Origin of the sequence: Streptomyces omiyaensis, from assembly GCF_014650895.1 — a bacterium.
GTDB lineage: Bacteria > Actinomycetota > Actinomycetes > Streptomycetales > Streptomycetaceae > Streptomyces > Streptomyces omiyaensis.
The window spans coordinates 11,708-33,124 of the sequence record NZ_BMVV01000001.1 but is presented as its reverse complement, the minus strand read 5'-3'; the positions used below and the strand labels follow the sequence as shown (position 1 = coordinate 33,124).

Below are 21,417 nucleotides of genomic sequence, written 5' to 3'. Positions count from 1 at the left end.
AAGGGCGGCGCGTGACGGCCGTCGTCCTGCCCGGGCTCATGGCGTTCGCCCTGCTCACCGCGGTCGCCCACGACCAGTCCGTCGCCCTGCCCGGCCTGCTCGGGCCGGGCACCAGCCTGCTCTTCCTGATGAACGTCGTGCCTCTGGTCATCACCGGCACGCTCACCCACAGCCTCGCCCAGCGCCTCCCCGAGGCCGAGGACATGGGGGCGAGGTCCGTCCACCGGTACGACACGGTCCTCGTCCTCCTCACGGTCGCGGCGAGCACGGCGACCGCCTGGTCCGTCGGTCACCTCTCGCACTCCGCGGCTGCGACCGAAGCCGGACGCAACACCCTCTTCCTCGTGGGGCTCGCGCTGCTGGGCGGCGCCGTCCGCCCTCAGCTCGCGACGGTCGCCCCGGTCACCTGGGTCTTCGTCACCGCGTTCGCCGGCTATCGCGACTTCCGTCGGCCGTGGCCGTGGGCCGTCACCCTCCACCCCGCCGGGTACCCGCCGACGTTCCTCCTCTGTCTCGCGGTCCTCGCCGGTGGTCTGGCCGCGCTGACCCGCACTCGCCGTCCCCTGTGAAAGGCCCTCCGTGTCCCTCGTCCTCGAAGCAGTCTCCTTTGCGTACGGACGCCGAACCCGCCGCGTCCTCTCCGGGCTCGACTACGCCGTGCCTCCGGGGCTGACGATCCTGCTCGGTCCGAACGGGGCGGGGAAGACGACCCTGCTGAAGCTCGCCGCCGGGGTGAACCGGCCCCTGACCGGCACGGTGCGCCTGGACCGGGTGTCCTCCCTGTCGAAGGAGTACCGGAGGAAGGTCGCCTGGATGCCCCAGTCCATCACCGCCATGACCGGCCTCACGGCCCGCGAGCAGGTCGCCTACACCGGCTGGCTGAAGGGGATGAGCCGCGGCGAGGCGTGGGACGCGGCCGCGACGGCCCTGGAACGAGTGCAGATGGGAGAACACTCCGGGGTGAGGACCAAGCGGCTCTCCGGCGGTCAGCTCCGTCGGGTCGGTGTCGCCTCCGCCCTCGTCCACGGCGCCCGCGTGCTCCTCCTCGACGAGCCCACGGCCGGTATGGACCCCACCCAGCGGCGCGTCTTCCGCGACCTGGTCCTCCGGCTCGCCACCGACGACGTCAGGGTCCTGCTGTCCACCCACGACGTCGCCGACCTCGCCGAGGAGGCCGACCACGTCACCACTCTCACCGGCGGCAGGATCACCTATTCCGGCTCCACCGCGGACTTCCTCGGCCACGCTCCCGAGGGAACGCCCGAAGCCCGCAGGGCGGAAGCGTCCTACACGGCACTGACTTCGGCCCCGTCCGTCCATTGAGCCCCGGCGGGGTCTACTTCCCCAGCAGTCCCAGCAGTTCGGCCTCGCGGGTCGGGGTGAGGCCGGCGCGGCGCTCGCGGTCGAGGCCCTGCTCCCGCTCCCAGGCCAGCGTGTCGGCGATCACCTCGGTCCGGGGGCGCTGGCGCAGCCCGGCGGCGGCAGCGGCGGCGCCCGAGCGGGCCTGGAAGCCGGCCCAGTCCTCGGCCACGATCCACAGCGGCAGGGACTCGGGCCCCATGAACTCCGTGACGCCCTGCTCCAGCAGCCACGCCGACCCGGCCGGCACCACCGGTCCGGTGTGTCCGGCGGCCGCCCGCGAGAGCGCGATCCACTCGCCGAGGGCCACGCTCGGCCCCACCGTGTCGTAGGCGCCCGTCAGGCCCTTCTCCGCGGAGTCGAGGATCCAGTCGACGAGGTCCCGCACGTCGACGACCCGGGTCGGCAGCTCCGGCTCGTCCGGCACCAGCAGCGGCGCCTCCGGCTCGCGCGCGGCCCGCGCGGCCCAGTAGCCCGTGCGGCCGCTCACGTCGCCGGGCCCGCCGATGAGCCCCGCCCGGGCGATCAGCAGCCGGTCGCCGACCGCCGCGACGGACGCCAGCTCGCAGGCGGCCTTGGCCTCCCCGTACAGCTCCCGTCCGACCTCGTCCAGCCCGGTCGGCGTCATCAGCCCGGCCGACTCGTCCGCCCCCACCTCGGCCTGCGAGGCGTACACGTTCCCGGACGACACGTAGGTCCAGTGCCGGGCCTTCGCGCCGAGCGCCTCCAGGGCCCCGCGCACGAACCCCGGCTGCCACGACACCTCCACCACGGCGTCCCACTCGCGCCCGGCCAGCGCGTCGTACGCCCCCGGCTCCCGCCGGTCCGCGACGACCAGCTCGGCCCCCTCGGCCGCCTCCCCGCTCTCCCCGCGCGCCAGACACGTCACGCCGTGTCCGCGCTCCAGCGCCCGTCGCGACACTTCGCGACCCACCCAAGCCGTCCCACCGAGAACCAGAATCTCCATGCGCCCAGTCGACCACCGAACAGGCGTCCCGGAGCCGGTGGTTCGCCGTCGGCGCACGGAATGCGCCGACGGCGAACGAGGGGCGCGGCCGGGGCCGCCCCCGGCGTCCGGCACGCCGCGAAAGGCATCCGGGCGCACCGCGAGAAGGGCCCCCAGGGGCCGGAGAAGGGCCCTCGGCCGCCTTCTCGCACCCCGCCGCGGAGACCGGGGCCCGCTCCCCCGCCCGCACCCCGCGCACCCCCTCCCAGCCCTTCCCCCGTCACCCCAACACCCTTCCTGACCTGGGCATTTACCCTCCTTGCCTCTACCCTGGAGGTCACGTCGAAGGGAGATCCGCATGGGGGAGACGGACCGCGGCATCCGCACGGTCGAGGACGTCCTGACGCTGCTGGACGGGCTGTTCGCGCCCGGGGCCGACCGGTGGACGGAGGGCGGCGCGGACTGGTGGGACGGGTTCTACGCGGACCGCGGGCGGCCGGTGCCCTTCTTCGTCCCGAAGCCGGACGAGAACCTCGTGGCGTACGCGGAGCGGGGCCTGCTCGCGGGCGGCGGGCGGGCGCTCGACCTGGGCTGCGGGCCCGGACGGAACGCCCTGTACCTCGCCTCGCTCGGGTACGAGGTGGACGCCGTCGACCTCTCCGCGACCGCGATCCGCTGGGCGCGGGAGCGCGCCCGGGAGGCGGGGGCGACCGGCGTCCGCCTCCGCTGCGGCGACGCCTTCGCGGCCGGCACGGTCGAGGGCCCCTACGACCTCGTCTACGACTCCGGCTGCTTCCACCACCTGCCCCCGCACCGGCGCGTCAGCCACCTCGCCCTGCTGGACCGCGTCCTGGCGCCCGGCGGGCTCTTCGCCCTGACGGCCTTCGCGGCGGGCGAGGGCGGCATGGGCTCCGAGCGCCCCGACGCCGACTTCTACCGCGCGGGCGCCCTGGAGGGCGGCCTCGCCTACACCGACACCGCGCTCCGCGCGGTCTTCGGAGACCTCGCCCCGCTGGAGCTCCGCCGCATGCGCGACGAGCCCGCGGACTCGCCGCGCTTCGGCGAGTCCTTCCTCTGGACGGGCCTCTTCCGCCGCCCCGGAAAGGAAGCGTGACGGGGAGGCGGCGGGAAACGCGAAGGAAGGGGAGGCGGCCGGGACGCCCGGCCGCCCCCGGGGCCGTAAAGGCGTGGGCTCCGGCCGGGCGGGGGTCCTACGCTGCCCCCATGGGAATCACCAGGACCTCGTACGTCTGCCTGCCGTGCCGGGGCTCGTACAAGCAGGGGTACGACCACGGGCCGGAGCGGAAGTGCCCCCGGTGCGGGGCGCTCATGGTGGGCGTCGGGTCCGCGTTCCAGCCGCCGAGGCGGCGGGACGACGAGGCCTGGCGGGTGCTGTCGGTGCTGCTCCACGCGGGAATCCGCTTCCACAAGCGGGGCTGCGGCGGGGAGGGGTCCGGCTACCGGCCCCGGACGCTCGCCGAGGTCAAGGCCCGCGTCGCCCACGCCCGCCGCACCGGGGAGCCGCCGGCCGAGGCCCTGGTGCGGCCGGTCGTCTGAGCCACGGGCACCCGCGGGCCACCGGCAACCGCGGGCCACATCCACGCGGAGCCGGAACGGAACCGGAGCCGCAGGCGGAGCCGGAGCCGCACGCGGAACCGGAACCTCACGCGGAGCCGGAACGGAACCGCACGAGGGGCCGTCCGCGGAGCCCCGTGCCGAAACGCGCCGAGGGCGGCACCCCCCTTTCGGGGAGCGCCGCCCTCGGCGTTCGCGTGCAGCGAGGAACCTCCGATCCGTTCGGGATCAGAAGTCCATGTCACCGCCCGGCATGCCGCCGCCGGCCGGGGCCGCGGCCTTCTCCGGCTTGTCGGCGATGACGGCCTCGGTGGTGAGGAACAGCGCGGCGATCGACGCGGCGTTCTGGAGCGCGGAGCGCGTCACCTTGGCCGGGTCGATGATGCCCTCGGCGACCAGGTCGACGTACTCGCCGGTCGCGGCGTTGAGGCCGTGGCCCGGGGTCAGGTTGCGCACCTTCTCGACGACGACGCCGCCCTCGAGGCCCGCGTTGACCGCGATCTGCTTGATCGGGGCCTCCAGGGCGAGCTTGACGATCGCGGCACCGGTGGCCTCGTCGCCGTCCAGCTCCAGCTTCTCGAAGACGCTGGCGGCCTGGAGCAGGGCCACGCCGCCACCGGCGACGATGCCCTCCTCGACGGCGGCCTTGGCGTTGCGCACGGCGTCCTCGATGCGGTGCTTGCGCTCCTTGAGCTCGACCTCGGTCGCGGCACCGGCCTTGATGACCGCCACGCCGCCGGCGAGCTTCGCGAGGCGCTCCTGGAGCTTCTCGCGGTCGTAGTCGGAGTCGCTGTTCTCGATCTCGGCGCGGATCTGGTTCACGCGGCCCGCGACCTGCTCGCTGTCACCGGCACCGTCGACGATGGTGGTCTCGTCCTTGGTGATGACGACCTTGCGGGCGCGGCCCAGCAGGTCGAGACCGGCCGACTCCAGCTTGAGGCCGACCTCCTCGGAGATGACCGTGCCGCCGGTGAGGATGGCGATGTCCTGGAGCATGGCCTTGCGGCGGTCGCCGAAGCCCGGGGCCTTGACCGCGACGGAGCGGAAGGTGCCGCGGATCTTGTTGACGACCAGGGTCGACAGGGCCTCGCCCTCGACGTCCTCGGCGATGATCAGCAGCGGCTTGCCCGACTGCATGACCTTCTCCAGGAGCGGGAGGAGGTCCTTCACGGAGGAGATCTTGGAGTTGACGATGAGGATGTAGGGGTCCTCGAGCGCGGCCTCCATGCGCTCCATGTCGGTCGCGAAGTACGCCGAGATGTAGCCCTTGTCGAAGCGCATGCCCTCGGTGAGCTCGAGCTCCAGACCGAAGGTCTGCGACTCCTCGACGGTGATGACGCCTTCCTTGCCGACCTTGTCCATCGCCTCGGCGATGAGCTCGCCGATCTGGGTGTCGGCGGCGGAGATGGAGGCGGTGGAGGCGATCTGCTCCTTCGTCTCGACCTCCTTCGCCTGGTCGAGCAGGGCGCCGGAGACGGCCTCGACGGCCTTCTCGATGCCGCGCTTGAGGGCCATCGGGTTGGCACCGGCGGCGACGTTGCGGAGGCCCTCGCGGACGAGCGCCTGGGCGAGGACGGTGGCGGTGGTCGTGCCGTCGCCGGCGACGTCGTCCGTCTTCTTGGCGACTTCCTTGACCAGCTCGGCGCCGATCTTCTCGTACGGGTCCTCGAGCTCGATCTCCTTGGCGATGGAGACACCATCGTTGGTGATCGTGGGGGCGCCCCACTTCTTCTCGAGGACGACGTTGCGACCCTTGGGGCCGAGGGTGACCTTGACGGCGTCAGCGAGCTGGTTCATGCCGCGCTCGAGACCGCGCCGGGCCTCCTCGTCGAACGCGATGATCTTGGCCATGTGAAGTGGTCCTCCCGGACATGGGGTGGATAACGCTCCAGGACCGCGCCGACGCCCGCGACGGACGGCCTCCGCGCTCCGCGTGGTTCCTTGCCCCACCCGGGTCGTCGGCCTCGTCTGCCCGATCCTCGTAGCACTCTCACCTTCCGAGTGCTAACGCCAATGATTAGCACTCGACCCATGCGAGTGCAAGCGACTCTCGTGGATCGGGCAGCCCTCGCACGGAGCTCCCGGCACCCCCGGGAACGCGTGAGGGGCCCGCATCCCTGGGGATGCGGGCCCCTCGACGGCTGTGGCGTCGTTGGCCGATCGCGTCGCGCTCAGACGGTCACCTTGACCATGTCCGCCTGAGGACCCTTCTGACCCTGCGAGATCTCGAACTCGACCCGCTGACCCTCTTCGAGGCTGCGGTAGCCATCCATCTGGATGGCGCTGTAGTGGACGAAAACATCCGCACCACCGTCGACCGCGATGAAGCCGTAGCCCTTCTCCGCGTTGAACCACTTGACGGTGCCCTGAGCCATGCCTAACTCCCCTATTACTGGCCCTTGCGCGGATCCGCACTTCACGGACCCGGGTCAGAACCTGCGCCGGAACGCATCGACCGCCGCTGAATGTATCTGTCCAACTGCCCTCTGCAACAGGGCAATCCACCGGGAATTCTGGAGGGCGCGGAAAGGGGAAGCGGGAAGAAATCCTTGAATTGCGGGGCAAGTCGGGCCGGGCGAAAGGCGCATAAGGGGCAGGATGTGCGCGCGTTTCGGCCGCTTGTTGTCGCATTCTTGTCACGTCCGGGCCGGCTCTCATATGCGTCTGGCACGGGCGGCGGAGGGGACTTCCCCAACTCTACCGCGCTCAACCATGCAGAATTGCCCCCTCCGCTTTCTCTCGCGGAAGGGGCAATTCAGTACCGACCGGTAAGGCGGACGGCTCCGTGCGGGGTGATCAGCAGCCGCCGGCGACCGCGGGGATGATCGAGACGCCCGCGCCGTCCGGCGTGGCGGTCTCCAGGCCCTGCTCGAAGCGGACGTCGTCGTCGTTCACGTAGACGTTCACGAAGCGGCGCAGCTTGCCCTGGTCGTCCAGGACGCGGGCGGCGATGCCGGTGTGGTTCTTCTCCAGGTCGGCGATGACCTCGGCGAGGGTCGCGCCCTCGGCGGCGACCTCGGCCTGCCCGCCGGTGTAGGTGCGGAGGATGGTGGGGATGCGGACGTTCACGGCCATGGTGTGTGCGAGACCTTTCGGTGGGCCGGGCGCGGAGGACGGGTTCGGGGGGACCGGGTTCAGTGGGCCAGGCCCGCGTCGCGGAACGCGTCGAGGTTCGGGCGGATGGTGGCGGTCGCCTGCGAGCTGTCGGCCACGGCGTCCAGGGTCTTGAGGCCGTCGCCGGTGTTGAGGACCACGGTGGTGAGGTTCGGGTCGATCACGCCGGCCTCGACCAGCTTGCGCGTCACGCCGACGGTCACGCCGCCCGCGGTCTCGGCGAAGATGCCCTCGGTCCGGGCGAGCAGCTTGATCGCGTCCACGACCTGCTCGTCGTTCACGTCCTCCACGGCGCCGCCGGTGCGGCGGGCGATGTCGAGGACGTAGGGGCCGTCGGCCGGGTTGCCGATCGCGAGGGACTTGGCGATGGTGTTCGGCTTCTGCGGGCGGACCACGTCGTGGCCGGCCTTGAAGGCGGCGGAGACCGGGGAGCAGCCCTCGGCCTGGGCGCCGAAGATCTTGTACGGCCTGTCCTCGACGAGGCCCAGCTTGATGAGCTCCTGGAGCCCCTTGTCGATCTTGGTGAGCTGGGAGCCGGAGGCGATCGGGATGACGAGCTGGTCGGGGATGACCCAGCCGAGCTGCTCGCAGATCTCGTACGCGAGCGTCTTGGAGCCCTCGCCGTAGTAGGGGCGCAGGTTGACGTTGACGAAGCCCCAGCCCTCGCCGAGCGGGTCGCCGATGAGCTCCGAGCAGAAGCGGTTGACGTCGTCGTAGTTGCCCTCGATGGCGACGAGGTCACCGCCGTAGACACCGGCCATGACGACCTTGCCCTGCTCCAGGTCGTGCGGGATGAAGACGCAGGAGCGGAAGCCGGCGCGGGCGGCGGCGGCGCCGACGGCGCCGGCCAGGTTGCCGGTGGAGGAGCAGGAGAGCGTGGTGAAGCCGAAGGCGCGGGCGGCCTCGATGGCCTGGGCGACGACCCGGTCCTTGAAGGAGTGGGTCGGGTTGCCGGAGTCGTCCTTGACGAAGAGCCTGCCGGGGGCGACGCCGAGCTCGCGGGCGAGGTTGTCGGCCTTGACGAGCGGGGTCCAGCCGGGGTTCAGGTTCGGCTTCTCGGCGACGTCGGCGGGGACGGGCAGCAGGGGGGCGTAGCGCCAGATGCTGGCCGGGCCGGACTCGATCTGCTTGCGGAGCGCCTCGGGGTCGCCGGCCGGGAGGTCGTAGGCCACTTCGAGGGGGCCGAAACAGAGCTCGCAGGCGAAGATCGGGCCGAGGGCGAAGACCTCGCCGCACTCTCGACAGGAAAGCCCGGAAGCGGGACCGAGGTCGACGGTGGTGGCGGGTGCGACGGTCTGTACAGCCATGGAGGGGAGGCCCTTTCTCCTCATCTTCCTCATGGCGCATTTCGCCACGAGACGGATTTGGCACCTTCCCGAGTCGGGGGCCTCGCTGGCGCAAGACAAACCGACTGGAGGGTTGCCGGGGCTTCAACGGGCCGTATCCCTCTGCCCCTCTGGATGAGCGGTATTCGATTGTGGGACGCGGGTGGCACCCCGACATGCATCGGGCATCCGCGTTGTTCAAGACTGTAACCGAAGGCTTCGAAGGTGGAGACGGTCGTCCGATCCGCGAGATGGAGATCACGTTGCTGGAAGAAGTGGAGCGCTGGCTGACCCGGCGGTCCTGGTCCGTGTCCGACCGGCCGCTGGAGCGGGTGCTCGCCGCCAAGCGGGGGACGACGGTCAGCGTGGTGCTGCCCGCGCTGAACGAGGAGGCGACCGTCGGGGACATCGTCAGCGTGATCCGGCGCGAGCTGATGACCGGGGCGGTGCCGCTCGTGGACGAGCTGGTGGTGATCGACTCCGGCTCCACGGACCGCACGGCCGAGGTCGCGGCGGCGGCCGGCGCCCGGGTGGTCGCGCGGGACGACATACTCCCCCGGATCCCGGCGGTGCCGGGCAAGGGAGAGGTCCTGTGGCGGTCACTCATGGTGACGAGCGGGGACGTGGTCTGCTTCGTCGACGCGGACCTGAGGGACTTCTCGGCGGACTTCGTCACCGGCATCGTGGGCCCGCTGCTCACCGACCCGGACGTCGAGTTCGTGAAGGCGATGTACGACCGACCCTTCGGCGACACCCCTGGTCAGGGCGGCAGGGTGACGGAGCTGGTGGCGCGCCCGCTGCTCAATCTGCACTGGCCGCGGCTGGCCGGCTTCGTCCAGCCGCTGGGCGGGGAGTACGCGGCCCGGCGCTCGCTGCTCGAACGACTGCCCTTCCCGGTCGGTTACGGAGTGGAGCTGGGGCTCCTGGTCGACGCGCTGCACACGGTGGGCCTGGACGCGCTGGCGCAGGTGGACGTGGGGGTGCGCAAGCACCGGCACCAGGACGGGCAGGCGCTGGGCCGGATGGCGGCGGCGATCTACCGGACGGCCCAGCTGAGGCTCTCCCGGGGGCACCTCGTGCGCCCCCTGCTGACCCAGTTCGAGCGGGGCGAGAAGGGCTTCGAGCCGCGGACGTACGCGGTGGACACGGAGGAGCGGCCGCCGATCGCCGAGATCACGGAGTACGCCCAGCGCCGCGTGGCGTGACCTCCGCAGATCATGGGCTTTGCCTACATTGCCCTTTTATGTACATCGTCCCCTCCCGCCCCGCCCGCGCGGCCCGTGCGCTCGCGGCGGGCCTCCTCGCCGCGGGCACGCTCTCGCTCACGGCGGCCGGGCCCGCCGCCGCCGACGTCGTCGAACCCTTCGGGCAGCGGTACCAGGAGTCCCTGTACGGCGACTTCACCACCCTCGGCAACACCGTCATGGGCTGCCCGGCCGCCCCCGCCGGCCTCGCCGCCCGGTGCGCCGCCGCCACCCGGGGCGAGGGGGGCGACTCCGCCGGCACCTTCGTGATGCGCCGCCTGGACACCGACGGCACCGGCCGCGCGTACGGCTCCAGCACCGGCCGGATCACGCTCCCCGAAGGCGCCGAGGTGGCCCACGCCCGGCTCCACTGGGGCGGCCACGACGGCACGTACCGGAGCCCCGGCGGGGCGCGGCTGCGGCGCTGCGACCCCTCCGGCGCGGACGTGGAGCGCTCCCCCGGCGACCCGGCGACCACCTCCCCGCTGCTCTCGGTCGGCGCCGGGCCCGCCGCACCCGTCTCGATCGACAGCATGGTGGTCGACCCGCCCGACACCGCCGGACCGCACCACTACACCGGCGAGTCCGACGTGACCGCCGCCTTCGAGGGCGTCTCGGGGACGGGCGCACCGCTGACCGTCGGCGTGGGCGGCGTGTGGGCACCGGACGGCAGGGGCTGCGCCGCCGGCTGGTCCCTGACCGTGGTCCACCGCCTCCCGGACCCCGGCCCGTCCGAGGCGACGGAGCGCCGCTCCGTCCACCTCCACGGCGGGCACGTCCTCCAGCGCCCGGCCTCCCCGGCGACGACCGTCACCGTGGAGGGCTTCCGCCGCGCCCCGGGGAAGGCGCGGGTGGGCGTGACGGCGTACGCGGGCGACCGGAACACGCCCGGCGACACGTTCCTGGTGGACGGGAGGAGGGCCGGGACCCGCGCGGACGGCACGGGCGACCTCCTCGCCGGCGAGGACGGCGGCGCGCCCTCCCCCGGCCTCGCCGACGGCCTCTCCCCCGACGCGAAGGAGCTCGCGGTCCCCGAGGGCGCGGTCCCGGTGGGCGCGACCTCCGCCGCGCTGGCCTTCTCCGCCGGGGACGACGCCTACCTCGCCTCCGGCCTCGCCTTCTCGGTGCCGGTGGCGGACCTGGAGGTCACCCGGACGGCGAGCCCGCACACGGCGCGGCCGGGGGACACCGTGACGTACACGGTCACCGCGCGGAACGTCAGCGGGCGCGCCTACCCGGGCGCCTCCTTCACCGACGACCCGACCGGCGCCCTCGACGACGCCGTCCACGGGGGCGACGCGGAGGCGGACCTCGGCACCGTGGCGTACGACGGGCCGCGGATCCGCTGGACCGGCGACATCCCGGCCGGGAGGACCGCCACGGTGACCTACTCGGTGCGGGTGAGGGGCCCGCGGGACCCGGCTCCGGGCGACGGAGAGCTCCGCGGCACCGTGGAGGTGGGCTCCCCGCGCTCCAACTGCGGCAGGGGCAGCGAGGACCCCGCGTGCACGGCGGCCTCGGCGCTCGCCGCCCCGGCGGCCTCGCCGGCCGGCCCCGACCGCCCGGCCCCCTCGCCCTCCGTGACCGCGCCCCCGCCCCCCGCCACCACCTCACCCGCGCCCCCGGCCCCCGGCCCCGGACCCGGTTCCGCGGGCGGCCGGGGAGGCGGCTCGATGGCCGGGACCGGCGGCGACGGGGAGCGGCTGTGGCTGCTCGGCGCGCTGGCGGTGGTCCTTGCGGCGACGGGCCTGGTCGCGAAGGCGGCCCTGCGCGGCCGGCGGACGCGGTAGGCGGCGGGGGCCGTCCGTATCCGGCCGACCGCCGACCGTATACGTACGTTTGAGCGTTTACCGGACGGGCTAGGTTCGCCACATGGTTTCCGTACTCGTGGCATCCAACCGGGGGCCCGTCTCGTACACGCTCGGTGACGACGGCGCGCTCTCCGCCCGCAGGGGCGGCGGCGGCCTCGTCTCCGGCCTGAGCGCCGTCGACGCGCAGGACAGCCTCTGGGTGTGCGCGGCGCTCGGCGACGGCGACCGGGAGGCGGTCCGGCGCGGGGTCGCCGAGCCCGGCGTGCGCATGCTGGACATCGACCCGGAGGTGTACGCCGACGCGTACAACGGCATCGCGAACTCGGTGCTGTGGTTCCTCCACCACCACCTGTACGACATCCCCCGCGAGCCCGTCTTCGACGCGGCCTTCCGCCGCCGCTGGGAGTCGTACCGCGCCTACAACCGCGCCTTCGCCGAGGCCCTGGCCGCCGCGGCCGCCGAGGGCGCGGCGGTCCTGGTGCAGGACTACCACCTGGCCCTGGTCCCCGGGATGCTCCGCGAGCTCCGCCCCGACCTGCGGATCGGGCACTTCACGCACACGCCGTGGGTGTCGTCGGAGTACCTCCGGATGGTGCCGGACGACATCGCCGAGGAGCTGCTGTGGGGCATGCTCGGCGCGGACGAGCTCGGTTTCCACACCTGGGCGTGGGCCTCGTCCTTCATCGGCTGCTGCTCCCAGCGGGACGACTCCACGGGCACGGCCCGGGGCGTCTGGCCGAGCGGCGACCCCTGGCGGGGCGTGGAGTGGCGCCGCCACGGCGCCGGGAAGGGCCGCACCCGGGTCCGGGTGCACGCGCTCGGCGTCGACGGCGACGACCTGCGGGCCCTGGCGCACCGCCCGCAGGTGGACGACCGGCTGGCCCGGCTCCGCGAGGAGGTCGGCGACCGGAAGACCATCGTCCGCGTCGACCGCACCGAGCTGTCCAAGAACATCCTGCGCGGCCTGCTCGCCTACCGGGAGCTCCTCACCACCCACCCCGAGTGGCGCGACCGGGTCGTCCACCTGGCCTCCGCGTACCCGTCCCGGCAGGACCTGGAGTCGTACCGGTCCTACACGGACTCCGTGCGCACCCTGGCCGAGGAGATCAACGCCGAGTTCGGCACCGCCGACTGGCAGCCGGTCCTGGTCTCCGTCCAGGACGACTTCGTCCGCTCCCTCGCCGCCTACCGGCTCGCGGACGTGGCCCTGGTGAACCCGGTGCGCGACGGCATGAACCTGGTGGCGAAGGAGATACCCGTGGTCTCCGACGAGGGCTGCGCGCTGGTCCTGTCGACCGGCGCGGGGGCCTACCGGGAGCTGAGGGAGGACGCCCTCACGGTCGACCCCTACGACGTCTCGGCCACCGCCGAGGCGCTCCACACCGGCCTCTCCATGCCCCGCGCCGAGCGCGCCGAGCGCACCAAGCGCCTGGCCGCCGCCGCCACCGCCCTCCCCCCGCAGCGCTGGTTCCTCGACCAGCTGGACGCCCTGCGCCGACCGTCCTAGAACACGCCCGCCCGGCCGCCGGGCCCTCGCCGCCGTCGGTGACGCCCCTCCCCGAGGGCGTCACCGACGGCGGCGAGGTCGCCCAGGCGGCGCTGGACGGCATCAAGGACACCCGGCACGGCATGCATGTCATCGTCGCCGGCGGCGGTCTGGCGATCACCATGGCGAGCCCGGCCGCGCGCCGGTTCAGCGCCTGAGCTGCGGCCGCCCCTGCCGGAGCGGCCGCTGTCTCAGGTCCGCACCACGCGCGCGCGGCCTCGTGTCCTGAAGCCGAGCGCGTGGCGGTAGATCTCGGGAAGCCGGTACAGCCCGTCGGTATCGCGATCGAGAGCCCCCGCTTCCCTCAGCGTGGCGATCGCGTTCGCGTCCAGGCCGACATCCTCTGCGGTGAACGGCATGACGACGTCGTCCGCGAAGCGCCCCACGTTGGCGAGGAGGTCGCCCACCGAGGGATTCTCCTGCCGGAGTTCGTCCAGCTTTTCCGCGCTGCACCGGACGAGGGCCTGCCGCATCGCTCCCGGTACCAGCAGGCGGTCCTGCCAGTCCTGGTCTCCCTGCGACAGCTCGGCGGCATCCCTGATGAACCTCACGACATCACGGGCCTGCACCTGGTCGTTGAAGTCGCCGAGGGCCGCGGGCACCCACCGGTCCGACCGGGCCTCTCTCGAATTTTTGCGGCCCATCTTCACGCCCCACAAGGGAACCAGAGCGTCGACGACCTTCTCGCTCCCCAGCTCCATCAGATCCCCGTCGGGACGTTCGACCGCCTTGGCCGTGGAAGCCACCCACAGGGCCAGCCGAAGCGCTTCCTGACTGTCCCATCGCAGAGCATAGGGCTCATACCGGTCGAGGTACTGACCGAGGTTCTGCCGCACCGCCCATCGCACGAGGTCTTCCCGGACGAAGATGACCGCGCCGAACGGCCGCCCGCGGAAGGTCCGCAACCAGTCGGGGATCTCGATGAACAACGCCCTGAGAGCGATCCGCTTGGCGTCGCCGACCAGTTCCTGGAACACGTCCTCAAGACCGTCGAACACGAACAGCGCGGGCTTCATGGACCGCTCGAAGAGGACCTCTTCCGCACTCTTCGTCAGGGTCGGCCCCGCGACGGCCATGGCCATGCACCGCAACCAGACGTCCCGCCAGAACGCCAGGCTCTCCCGGTGCTCACTCGCCAAGGCCTCGTCCAGGACATTCCGGATGTCCAGTGCTGTCGCGCCGGCCCCGTCTGCCGCGGCGGCCCGAAGGCGCTGGGGGCTGGTGCCCCCCTCACCGGCGTCCGTCCCCATGTTCGTCGGGTCCAGCACCGGGACGATGGGCGCGTCCACGCGCACCTCTTCCTCGGCGCTCTGCGCGAACCGCTGCCAGCTTCCGGCGACGCACAGCCGCGCGTACGTGAAGGTCTTTCCCGATCCCTTCGCTCCCACCACCACGGTGACGGGCAGTGCCGTGCGGTGGTCTCCCACCAGCCGTCGGAGCGGAGCGGTCGAAAGGAACCCCAGACTGCTGTCCAGTCCGGTCTTCTCCGCGAACACCAGCGACTTCGCCCGGCTGTGCAGTGCAGCCCGGCGCGTGTCGAGGTCGGGCTCCTTCGACACCTGCGTGGCAGAGTCCGACTCGATGGACAGGCTCATGGACTCCAGCAGGCGGTCACCGATACCGAGCCTCCTGACCACGGCGATGACGTCGTCCCAGGACTGGGGCAACGCCAGCAGCTCGTCCCGGAACGGACTCAGGAGGGGCTCGGTGAGGACCTGGGCGTCCACTTCGCTGGTGGGATCCGGCTGTGATGATCCGCCGTCCGCGTCCGGAGAAGCAGTGGCCTGAACCCCCCTCAGCTCTTCGAGTGCCTGGGAGAGTTGGACCTTCGCCTTTTCGACTTCCTCGCCGTGCTGATCCTCTCGGTACTGGGTGATGATCACGGACGGCTCGGGGTCACGGCCGGTCAGGGCGACCGCCTTGTCGCCCAGCTGACGGATGAGGCGATCGGTCCCGTCGAGGGACTGGCTGCTGAGCGTGGTCACGAAGGTGCGCTGGACCCTCGGGTCCAGGAGAATCGGAGCCGACAGTTCCGACGCTCCGGCGCGCAGGTCCACGACTACCGTGTCCAGACCTGCTCGAGCGGCCAGATCGGCCAGTGACTCCGTCAGGAAGTACCGGGGGCGGTCCGGCGTGAGGAGCTGGCCGGGTTCGATGCGCGGAGGGCCCAGCCTGACACGGCGACTGGTCGGCAGGATCACCAGGCGCCCCTGTCCCCCCGTCTTGTGCAGCAGGGTTTCCTGGTTCGCCAGATACTCGGACGCGATCCGAACCGCCTGGCTGCGGTCCCCCCCGGAGGAACCGTGCAGAAGCGCCAGCACGTCGTCGTACGCGATGTCGGCCGCACCGCCTTGCGACTCGTACATCCAGCTGATGCCCGGAGCTTCCAGGTCGGCGTCCACGAGGAGGACCTTCCGTCCTCGCTGTGCCAGGAGATCCGCCAGGGCCACGGCGTGCACGGTGCGTCCCACGCCGCCCTTGAAGGAGTGGAACGCAACCACTTGGACGCCCCCCGGAAAGAGGTCGGATTCCGGGCGGGGAAGTGGCTCCGCGAGTTCGTCGGTGACCCTCCTGTCGATGAGCTTCGGCAGACGCACGGACGGCTGGACGGGGTCCTCGACGTGAATGGTGACGGGCAGCCCCTCGACATGCATGTCCCGGGGCCGGTCGAGGATCAGCTCGAAGCCGAAGTCGGACGTGCGGATCGATCCCCGCCCGAAGGCGGTGTTCAGCCAGTTCAGAGCAGTGTGTTCATCGGTTCCCGGAGAAACGGTGAGCTCGATTCCGTCCCACCAGGCATTCGCCTCCTTGAGCCACTCCGGCCACAGCCCCTTGGTCGCCAGGACGGCGCAATGCTCATCGACATCGACCCACGTCAGCAGGTTGCCGGGAAGCAGGGGGTAGTTCTGGTGCATGGTTCATCTCCCGCTGACGTCAACAACTACGTGAGGCTTGGACCAGGGCCCGGAGGGCTTCCAGGGCGGCCTTCTCATCATCGGCGTGCAGATCGGCGCCGTAACGCCACGCCTCGTGGAGTTCCGCCGGCCCGACGTGCGCGGCCTGCTGGTCGTTCCGCCCCGTCCCCTGCACGCTTCCCTGTCTGATCCTGCGGCACCGGCGTACCGCTTCGCCCAGCCCTCCGGAAAGGCCCAGCTCCTTCGCCAGGCGGCGCAGGTCGTGCGTGCGCATGTCCGCCGGCAGCTTCGACGTGTCCCTGGCTCCGTACACACGGTCGAGCAGTTCTGCCTTCAGCCCGCACTCCGCCGCGTAGAACAAGAGCAACCCTCCCGTGGCGGCGTCACCCTCACGTACCGAAGCCTCCGCCCGCTCACTCAGTCGCTCACGGCTCTTCCTGAGCTGCCCCACCCTCACTTCGACCATCCGAAGATGGTAGCCAGCGGCGCGGCTCCCCGACCGCCTCCGCCAGTTCCGTGAGGAGGGCGACCACGGCGGACGGGCCCGGGACGGAGAGGTCGGCGCGGTCGGCGAGTTCGGGGACCTCGGCGGAGCCGGAGCAGACCAGGAGGCCGGGGAGGCCGTCGCCGCGGAGCTTCTCGACGGCGGCGAAGGCCGGCAGGTCGCCCAGGTCGTCGCCGGCGTACAGGACGGAGCCGGCCGCCTTCTCGCGTACGAACTCCGCCAGCGCCACGCCCTTGTCCATGCCCGGCGGGCGCAGTTCCAGGACGAGCCGGCCGGGTTCCAGGACGAGGCCGTGCGCGGCGGCGAGGTCGCCGAGGGGGCCCTTGAGGGCCTCGAAGGCGCCCTGCGGGTCGCGGGCGCGGCGGGTGTGGACGGCGACCGCGCGGCCCTTCTCCTCGATCCAGACGCCGGGCCAGGCGCCGTACCGGTCGAGGAAGCCGGGGAGTTCGGCGCGGACCGTGGCGACCCCGGGGTGCGGGGCGGCGGCGGTGACGGTGCCGGTGACGGCGTCCCACCGCTCGGCGCCGTAGTGGCCGAGGACGGTGAGGTGTTCGAGGCCGGGGACGCCGGCGAGGCCTCCGTGGCGGACCGCGACCCCGGCGGGGCGGCCGGTCACGACGACGACGGCGGCGAGGTGCGGGGCGAGCGCGGCGAGCGCGGGGACGGCGCCGGGGTGGGCGCGGGCCTGCTCGGGGTCGGGGACGATCTCGGCGAGCGTCCCGTCGAAGTCGAGGGCGACGACGGCCTCGGAAGGGCGCGCGAGGAGCGCCTCCAGGCCGTCGCGGCCGGCGGGTGTGGTCGGGTGCGGAAGGCTGACCATGGCTCGACCCTACCGACGCGGGCGCCCGCCGTCAGCGTGGGCGGACTCACCCTCTCGACCGGGTTTCACCGCCGCCGGACCGGATCCGGGCGGAATCCGGGCCGGATCCGGGCCGGATTCCGGGACCTTCCGACCGCCCCCGGTGCCCCGGTTTCCTGCCGCAGGTGTCAGCGGTGCCCTCCCGCCGGTGCCCCCGGTGTCCCTCCGCCGGTGTCAGCGGCGGCGCTCCCTCTCCTCGCGGACCCGGCGCAGGCGGTTGACCGTGACGGGGTCGTGGGCCAGGGCGCGCGGGTCGTCGAGGAGGGCGTTGAGGAGCTGGTAGTAGCGGGTCGGGCTGAGGCCGAGGCCCTCGCGGACGGCCCGCTCCTTGGCACCGGGGCCGGGCCAGGAGCGGCGCTCGACGGCGAGCACCGCCCTCTCCCGTTCCTCCAGGCCGCTGTCGCCGGCGGGCGTCTCTTCGGTCATACGACCAACCTATTACTCCGCCCCGACACTCCGCCCGGCCGCGCGGCCGGGGCATCCGGCCCGGTCGCGCGGCCCGGTCGCGGCCTTCCCGCTACTCCGCCGCCTCCGCCGCGGTCGCCGTGCGGGCGATGGCGCCGAGGACGTCGCCCGGGCGGCCTGCGGGGGTGACGGCCTTGCCTATGTCCTGCTTGATGGTCTCGCTGACCTTGGCCCAGGAGGTCTTGCCGACCGGGGGGAGCTGGGCGGTGGGCAGGGCCTTCAGGAACTCGCGCAGGCCGGCGTGCTCGGCGGCGGTCTCCATGCGGGTGGAGGCGCTGACGGTGACGGGCAGCAGGTCGTTGTCGCCGGCGAACTTCAGCACGTTCTCGTCGCTGAAGACGAAGTCGAGGAAGGCGCCGACCTCCTTGCGGTGCCCGTTCTGCTTGAAGCCCATGATCCAGTCGGCGACGCCCATGGTGGCCCTGGCCGGGCCGTCGACGCCGGGCAGCGGGGCCTGGCCGACCTTGACGCCCTGCTTGGCGGCCTCCTTGAGGAGGGAGGGGTGGCCGTTGAGCATGCCGACCTCGCCGCGCGCGAAGGAGGCGAAGGCGGCCTTGCGGTTGAGCTTGCCGGGGGCGATGGGGCCGGTGAGGCCCGGGTCGACGAGCTCGTCCTTGAGCCAGGTGAAGGCCTGGACGTTGGCCTCGGAGTCGACGGCGTACCGGTCGGAGTCGTCGGTCCAGCCGCCTCCGGCGGCGAGCAGCCACATGAGGGACTCGGCCTGGGCCTCCTCCGGGCCGAGGGGAAGCGCGAAGGGGGTGCGGACGCCCTCCTTCTTGAGCTTCTTCGCGGCCTTGGCGAGCTCGTCCCAGGTGGTCGGGGGCTTGATCCCGGCCTTCTCGAAGAGGTCGGCGTTGTAGAAGAGGGGGCGGGTGGAGGCGACGAACGGCAGCCCGTACTGGGTGCGGTCGGTCTCGCCGGCCTCGGCGAGCGCGGGGAGGAAGTTGGCCTGCACGGGGATGGTGAGGATGTCGTCGGCCGCGTAGAGCTGCCCGGCGGCGGCGTAGTCGGCGTAGGCGCCGATCTGGGCGACGTCGGGGGCCTGGCCGTTCTTCACCATCTCGGCGACCTTGCGGTCGACGTCGTCCCAGGACTCGACCTGGACCTGGACCTTGATCCCCGGGTGGCCGGCCTGGAAGGCGGCGACGAGGTCGTCCCAGTACTTCTTGGTGGTGTTGCCGCCGGTGAGGTCGTAGTCGGCCGCGACCAGGCGCAGGGTCACGTCGCCGCCGTCACCGCCGAGGGTTCCGCAGCCGGCGACCGTGGCGGTCAGGCCCAGGGCGGCGGCGGCCGCGGTCAGTCCAAGGAATCGTCGCCGCTCCACGGCTTCATCCACCTTTTGCTCGTCGTTGAGCAGCAGTGCGCTGCGCATGCCTCGGGGCAGGGTCCGAAAGTCTCCCGCACTCCCGGGCAAGAGGTCTACACCAGTGGGGTATCACTTCCGCAACTCCGGGGGGACCTTCGCCACAAACCCCCCACACCACGGGGCCCGAATTTGTATCCGAGCGCAACAATCCTCGGCAGTGGACTAGACCTTTAGGGCGGTCTCGCGCGAGACTGTCCCCCGTGAGACACGTCATCGCCCTGGATGTGGGCGGCACCGGCATGAAGGCCGCCCTCGTCGGGGCGGACGGCACCCTGCTCCACGAGGCCCGCCGCGCCACCGGGCGCCGCCGCGGCCCCGAGGCCGTGGTGGAGACCATCCTCGGCTTCGCCGAGGAGCTCCGCGCGCTCGGCCAGGAACGCTTCGGGGAGCCCGCCGCGGCCGCCGGAGTCGCCGTCCCCGGCATCGTCGACGCGGAGAACGGCATCGCCGTCTACGCCGCCAACCTCGGCTGGCGCGACGTTCCCATGCGCGAACTCCTCAGCCGCCGGCTCGACGGCATCCCGGTCGCCCTCGGCCACGACGTGCGCACCGGCGGCCTCGCCGAGGGACGCATCGGCGCGGGCAACGGCGCCGACCGCTTCCTCTTCGTGCCGCTCGGCACCGGCATCGCCGGCGCCATCGGCATCGGCGACCGCATCGAGGCCGGCGCCCACGGTTACGCCGGTGAGATCGGCCACATCGTCGTCCGCCCCGGCGGCACCGACTGCGGCTGCGGCCAGCGCGGCTGCCTGGAGCGGTACGCCTCCGCCTCCGCCGTCTCCCTCGCCTGGGCCGAGGCCTCCGGCGACCCCGAGGCGGACGCCGCCGACTGCGCCAAGGCCGTCGAGTCCGGCGACCCCACCGCCGTCCGGATCTGGCAGGAGGCGGTGGACGCCCTCGCCGACGGCCTGGTCACCGCCCTCACCCTCCTGGACCCCCGCACCCTCATCATCGGTGGCGGCCTGGCCGAGGCCGGGGAAACCTTGTTCACACCCCTTCGGGCCGCGGTGGAGGAGCGAGTGACCTTCCAGAAGCTGCCCGTCATCGTGCCGGCGGCCCTCGGGGACACCGCCGGATGCCTGGGCGCGGGCCTCCTCGCCTGGGACCTGCTCGCCGACCAGCGCCCCATCGACTCGGAGGTTTCCGCCTGATGTCCGATCACAAGGTTCTCTCCGGCGCGCGCGTCGTGCTGCCCACCGGAATCGTCGAGAACGGACGCGTGATCGTCGACGGCGGCCGCATCGCCGGCAGCGCGCCCGAGGACGCCCCCGTCCTCGACCTCACGGGCCACTGGCTCGTGCCCGGCTTCGTCGACATGCACAACCACGGCGGCGGCGGCGCCTCCTTCACCTCCGGCAGCGTCGAGGACGTCCTCAAGGGCGTCCGCACCCACCGCCTGCACGGCACCACCACCGTCGTCGCCTCCTTCGTCACCGGCGACATGGACTTCCTCACCGCGCGGGCCGGGCTGCTCTCCGAGCTCGCCGAGCAGGGCGAGATCGCCGGCCTCCACTTCGAGGGCCCCTTCATCTCCCCCTGCCGCAAGGGCGCCCACGACGAGACCCTGCTGCGCGACCCGCACCCGGCCGAGGTCCTCAAGCTGATCGACGCCGCCCGCGGGCAGGCGAAGATGGTCACCCTCGCCACCGAGCTGCCCGGCGGCCTCGACTCCGTCCGCCTCCTCGCCGAGCACGGCGTCATCGCCGCCATCGGCCACACCGACGCGAGCTACGAGCAGACCGTCGCGGCGATCGACGCCGGCGCCACCGTCGCCACCCACCTGTACAACGCGATGCCCGGCCTCGGCCACCGCGCGCCCGGCCCGATCGCCGCCCTCCTGGAGGACGAGCGGATCACCGTCGAGCTCATCAACGACGGCACCCACCTCCACCCGGCCGCCCTGGAGCTCGCCTTCCACCACGCGGGCCCCGAGCGCGTCGCCCTCATCACCGACGCCATGGACGCGGCCGGCTTCGGCGACGGGCGCTACATGCTCGGCCCGCTGGAGGTCGAGGTGAAGGACAGCGTGGCCCGCCTCGTCGAGGGCGGCTCCATCGCCGGCTCCACCCTCACCCTGGACCGCGCCTTCAAGCGCGCCGCCACCGTCGACCGCCTCCCCGTCGAGTCCGTCGTCCAGGCCATCTCCGCCAACCCGGCCCGCCTCCTCGGCGTCTACGACCGGGTGGGCTCGCTGGAGCCCGGCAAGGACGCCGACATCGTCGTCCTCGACGGCGCCTTCGACATCAAGGGCGTCATGCGCAAGGGCGAGTGGATCGTCGCCCCGCAGGGCGTCCCCACCCGGGTGCCGCAGACCGCCTGATCAGGGCGGAAAGGGGACGGCGATCGGTCCGGGGTCTGGGCCGATCGCCGTTCCTTTGGCATGATCG

20 protein-coding genes and 1 riboswitch are annotated in these 21,417 nt (G+C 72.6%); of the genes, 10 read left to right on the top strand and 10 right to left on the bottom strand.

Annotation, left to right across the window (positions count from 1 at the left end):
• Positions 1 to 11: 11 nt before the first annotated feature.
• Together IE287_RS00155 and IE287_RS00150 are read left to right on the top strand one after the other, a co-directional pair.
• A complete protein-coding gene (locus IE287_RS00155) occupies positions 12 to 569 on the top strand; it encodes a hypothetical protein (RefSeq protein ID WP_189846787.1) in 558 nt (185 codons plus the stop codon).
• 10 nt (positions 570 to 579) lie between these two features.
• On the top strand, positions 580 to 1,323 hold the full coding sequence (locus tag IE287_RS00150; RefSeq protein ID WP_189846786.1) for an ABC transporter ATP-binding protein: 744 nt from the start codon (positions 580 to 582) through the stop codon (positions 1,321 to 1,323).
• Positions 1,324 to 1,336: 13 nt separating this feature from the next.
• On the opposite strand, the gene IE287_RS00145 is transcribed toward IE287_RS00150, so the two are convergent.
• The gene (locus IE287_RS00145) at positions 1,337 to 2,326 is read right to left on the bottom strand and encodes an NAD-dependent epimerase/dehydratase family protein (protein WP_189846785.1); all 990 of its coding nucleotides are present in this window, start codon (positions 2,324 to 2,326) and stop codon (positions 1,337 to 1,339) included.
• A gap of 337 nt (positions 2,327 to 2,663) precedes the next feature.
• Here IE287_RS00145 and IE287_RS00140 point away from each other — a divergent pair, with 337 nt between their 5' ends.
• Both IE287_RS00140 and IE287_RS00135 read left to right on the top strand, forming a co-directional pair.
• A complete protein-coding gene (locus IE287_RS00140) occupies positions 2,664 to 3,419 on the top strand; it encodes a class I SAM-dependent methyltransferase (RefSeq protein ID WP_189846784.1) in 756 nt (251 codons plus the stop codon).
• 110 nt (positions 3,420 to 3,529) lie between these two features.
• A complete protein-coding gene (locus IE287_RS00135; RefSeq protein ID WP_189846783.1) occupies positions 3,530 to 3,862 on the top strand; it encodes a deoxyxylulose-5-phosphate synthase in 333 nt (110 codons plus the stop codon).
• 246 nt (positions 3,863 to 4,108) lie between these two features.
• On the opposite strand, the gene groL is transcribed toward IE287_RS00135, so the two are convergent.
• From groL to thrC, 4 genes are all read right to left on the bottom strand, one after another.
• Positions 4,109 to 5,731 (bottom strand): chaperonin GroEL, encoded by a 1,623-nt coding sequence (gene groL / locus IE287_RS00130; protein WP_030750329.1) that lies wholly within the window; start codon positions 5,729 to 5,731, stop codon positions 4,109 to 4,111.
• 320 nt (positions 5,732 to 6,051) lie between these two features.
• Complete coding sequence (locus IE287_RS00125) at positions 6,052 to 6,255, bottom strand: cold-shock protein (protein WP_189846782.1); 204 nt, start codon at positions 6,253 to 6,255, stop codon at positions 6,052 to 6,054.
• Between the two features lie 421 nt (positions 6,256 to 6,676).
• Positions 6,677 to 6,955 carry a MoaD/ThiS family protein gene (locus IE287_RS00120; protein WP_031012286.1) on the bottom strand — a complete coding sequence of 93 codons (279 nt, stop codon included), beginning with the start codon at positions 6,953 to 6,955 and terminating at the stop codon, positions 6,677 to 6,679.
• A gap of 59 nt (positions 6,956 to 7,014) precedes the next feature.
• Positions 7,015 to 8,301, bottom strand: coding sequence for a threonine synthase (thrC, locus tag IE287_RS00115; RefSeq protein WP_229883200.1), 1,287 nt, complete (start codon positions 8,299 to 8,301; stop codon positions 7,015 to 7,017).
• 17 nt (positions 8,302 to 8,318) lie between these two features.
• Positions 8,319 to 8,461, bottom strand: a riboswitch (SAM riboswitch).
• 121 nt (positions 8,462 to 8,582) lie between these two features.
• Between thrC and IE287_RS00110 the strand changes: the two genes are divergently transcribed.
• The 4 genes from IE287_RS00110 to IE287_RS00095 all read left to right on the top strand — a co-directional run bounded on the left by IE287_RS00110 (position 8,583) and on the right by IE287_RS00095 (position 13,078).
• Positions 8,583 to 9,524: a glucosyl-3-phosphoglycerate synthase gene (locus IE287_RS00110; protein ID WP_189847243.1), complete on the top strand. Its 942-nt coding sequence runs from the start codon at positions 8,583 to 8,585 to the stop codon at positions 9,522 to 9,524.
• A 38-nt stretch (positions 9,525 to 9,562) separates the two neighbouring features.
• On the top strand, positions 9,563 to 11,353 hold the full coding sequence (locus tag IE287_RS39015) for a DUF7927 domain-containing protein (RefSeq protein ID WP_189846780.1): 1,791 nt from the start codon (positions 9,563 to 9,565) through the stop codon (positions 11,351 to 11,353).
• Between the two features lie 82 nt (positions 11,354 to 11,435).
• Positions 11,436 to 12,881 (top strand): alpha,alpha-trehalose-phosphate synthase (UDP-forming), encoded by a 1,446-nt coding sequence (locus IE287_RS00100; protein WP_189846779.1) that lies wholly within the window; start codon positions 11,436 to 11,438, stop codon positions 12,879 to 12,881.
• A gap of 38 nt (positions 12,882 to 12,919) precedes the next feature.
• Positions 12,920 to 13,078 (top strand): hypothetical protein, encoded by a 159-nt coding sequence (locus tag IE287_RS00095; RefSeq protein WP_189846778.1) that lies wholly within the window; start codon positions 12,920 to 12,922, stop codon positions 13,076 to 13,078.
• A 33-nt stretch (positions 13,079 to 13,111) separates the two neighbouring features.
• On the opposite strand, the gene IE287_RS00090 is transcribed toward IE287_RS00095, so the two are convergent.
• From IE287_RS00090 to IE287_RS00070, 5 genes are all read right to left on the bottom strand, one after another.
• Complete coding sequence (locus IE287_RS00090) at positions 13,112 to 15,835, bottom strand: KGGVGR-motif variant AAA ATPase (RefSeq protein ID WP_189846777.1); 2,724 nt, start codon at positions 15,833 to 15,835, stop codon at positions 13,112 to 13,114.
• A 19-nt stretch (positions 15,836 to 15,854) separates the two neighbouring features.
• Entirely contained in the window at positions 15,855 to 16,301 is a 447-nt protein-coding gene (locus tag IE287_RS00085; RefSeq protein ID WP_189846776.1) for a hypothetical protein, read from the bottom strand.
• Positions 16,261 to 17,160 carry a trehalose-phosphatase gene (otsB, locus tag IE287_RS00080; RefSeq protein ID WP_189846775.1) on the bottom strand — a complete coding sequence of 300 codons (900 nt, stop codon included), beginning with the start codon at positions 17,158 to 17,160 and terminating at the stop codon, positions 16,261 to 16,263. Before otsB ends, IE287_RS00085 begins: the two co-directional genes overlap by 41 nt.
• Positions 17,161 to 17,373: 213 nt before the next feature.
• Positions 17,374 to 17,625, bottom strand: a complete 252-nt coding sequence (locus IE287_RS00075) for a DUF3263 domain-containing protein (protein ID WP_189846774.1) — start codon at positions 17,623 to 17,625, stop codon at positions 17,374 to 17,376.
• Positions 17,626 to 17,716: 91 nt separating this feature from the next.
• On the bottom strand, positions 17,717 to 19,036 hold the full coding sequence (locus tag IE287_RS00070; protein WP_229883199.1) for an extracellular solute-binding protein: 1,320 nt from the start codon (positions 19,034 to 19,036) through the stop codon (positions 17,717 to 17,719).
• A gap of 194 nt (positions 19,037 to 19,230) precedes the next feature.
• Between IE287_RS00070 and IE287_RS00065 the strand changes: the two genes are divergently transcribed.
• Positions 19,231 to 20,181 (top strand): ROK family protein, encoded by a 951-nt coding sequence (locus tag IE287_RS00065; RefSeq protein WP_189846773.1) that lies wholly within the window; start codon positions 19,231 to 19,233, stop codon positions 20,179 to 20,181.
• Complete coding sequence (nagA, locus tag IE287_RS00060) at positions 20,181 to 21,350, top strand: N-acetylglucosamine-6-phosphate deacetylase (protein ID WP_189846772.1); 1,170 nt, start codon at positions 20,181 to 20,183, stop codon at positions 21,348 to 21,350. The genes IE287_RS00065 and nagA overlap by 1 nt, the downstream gene beginning before the upstream one ends.
• Positions 21,351 to 21,417 lie beyond the last annotated feature (67 nt).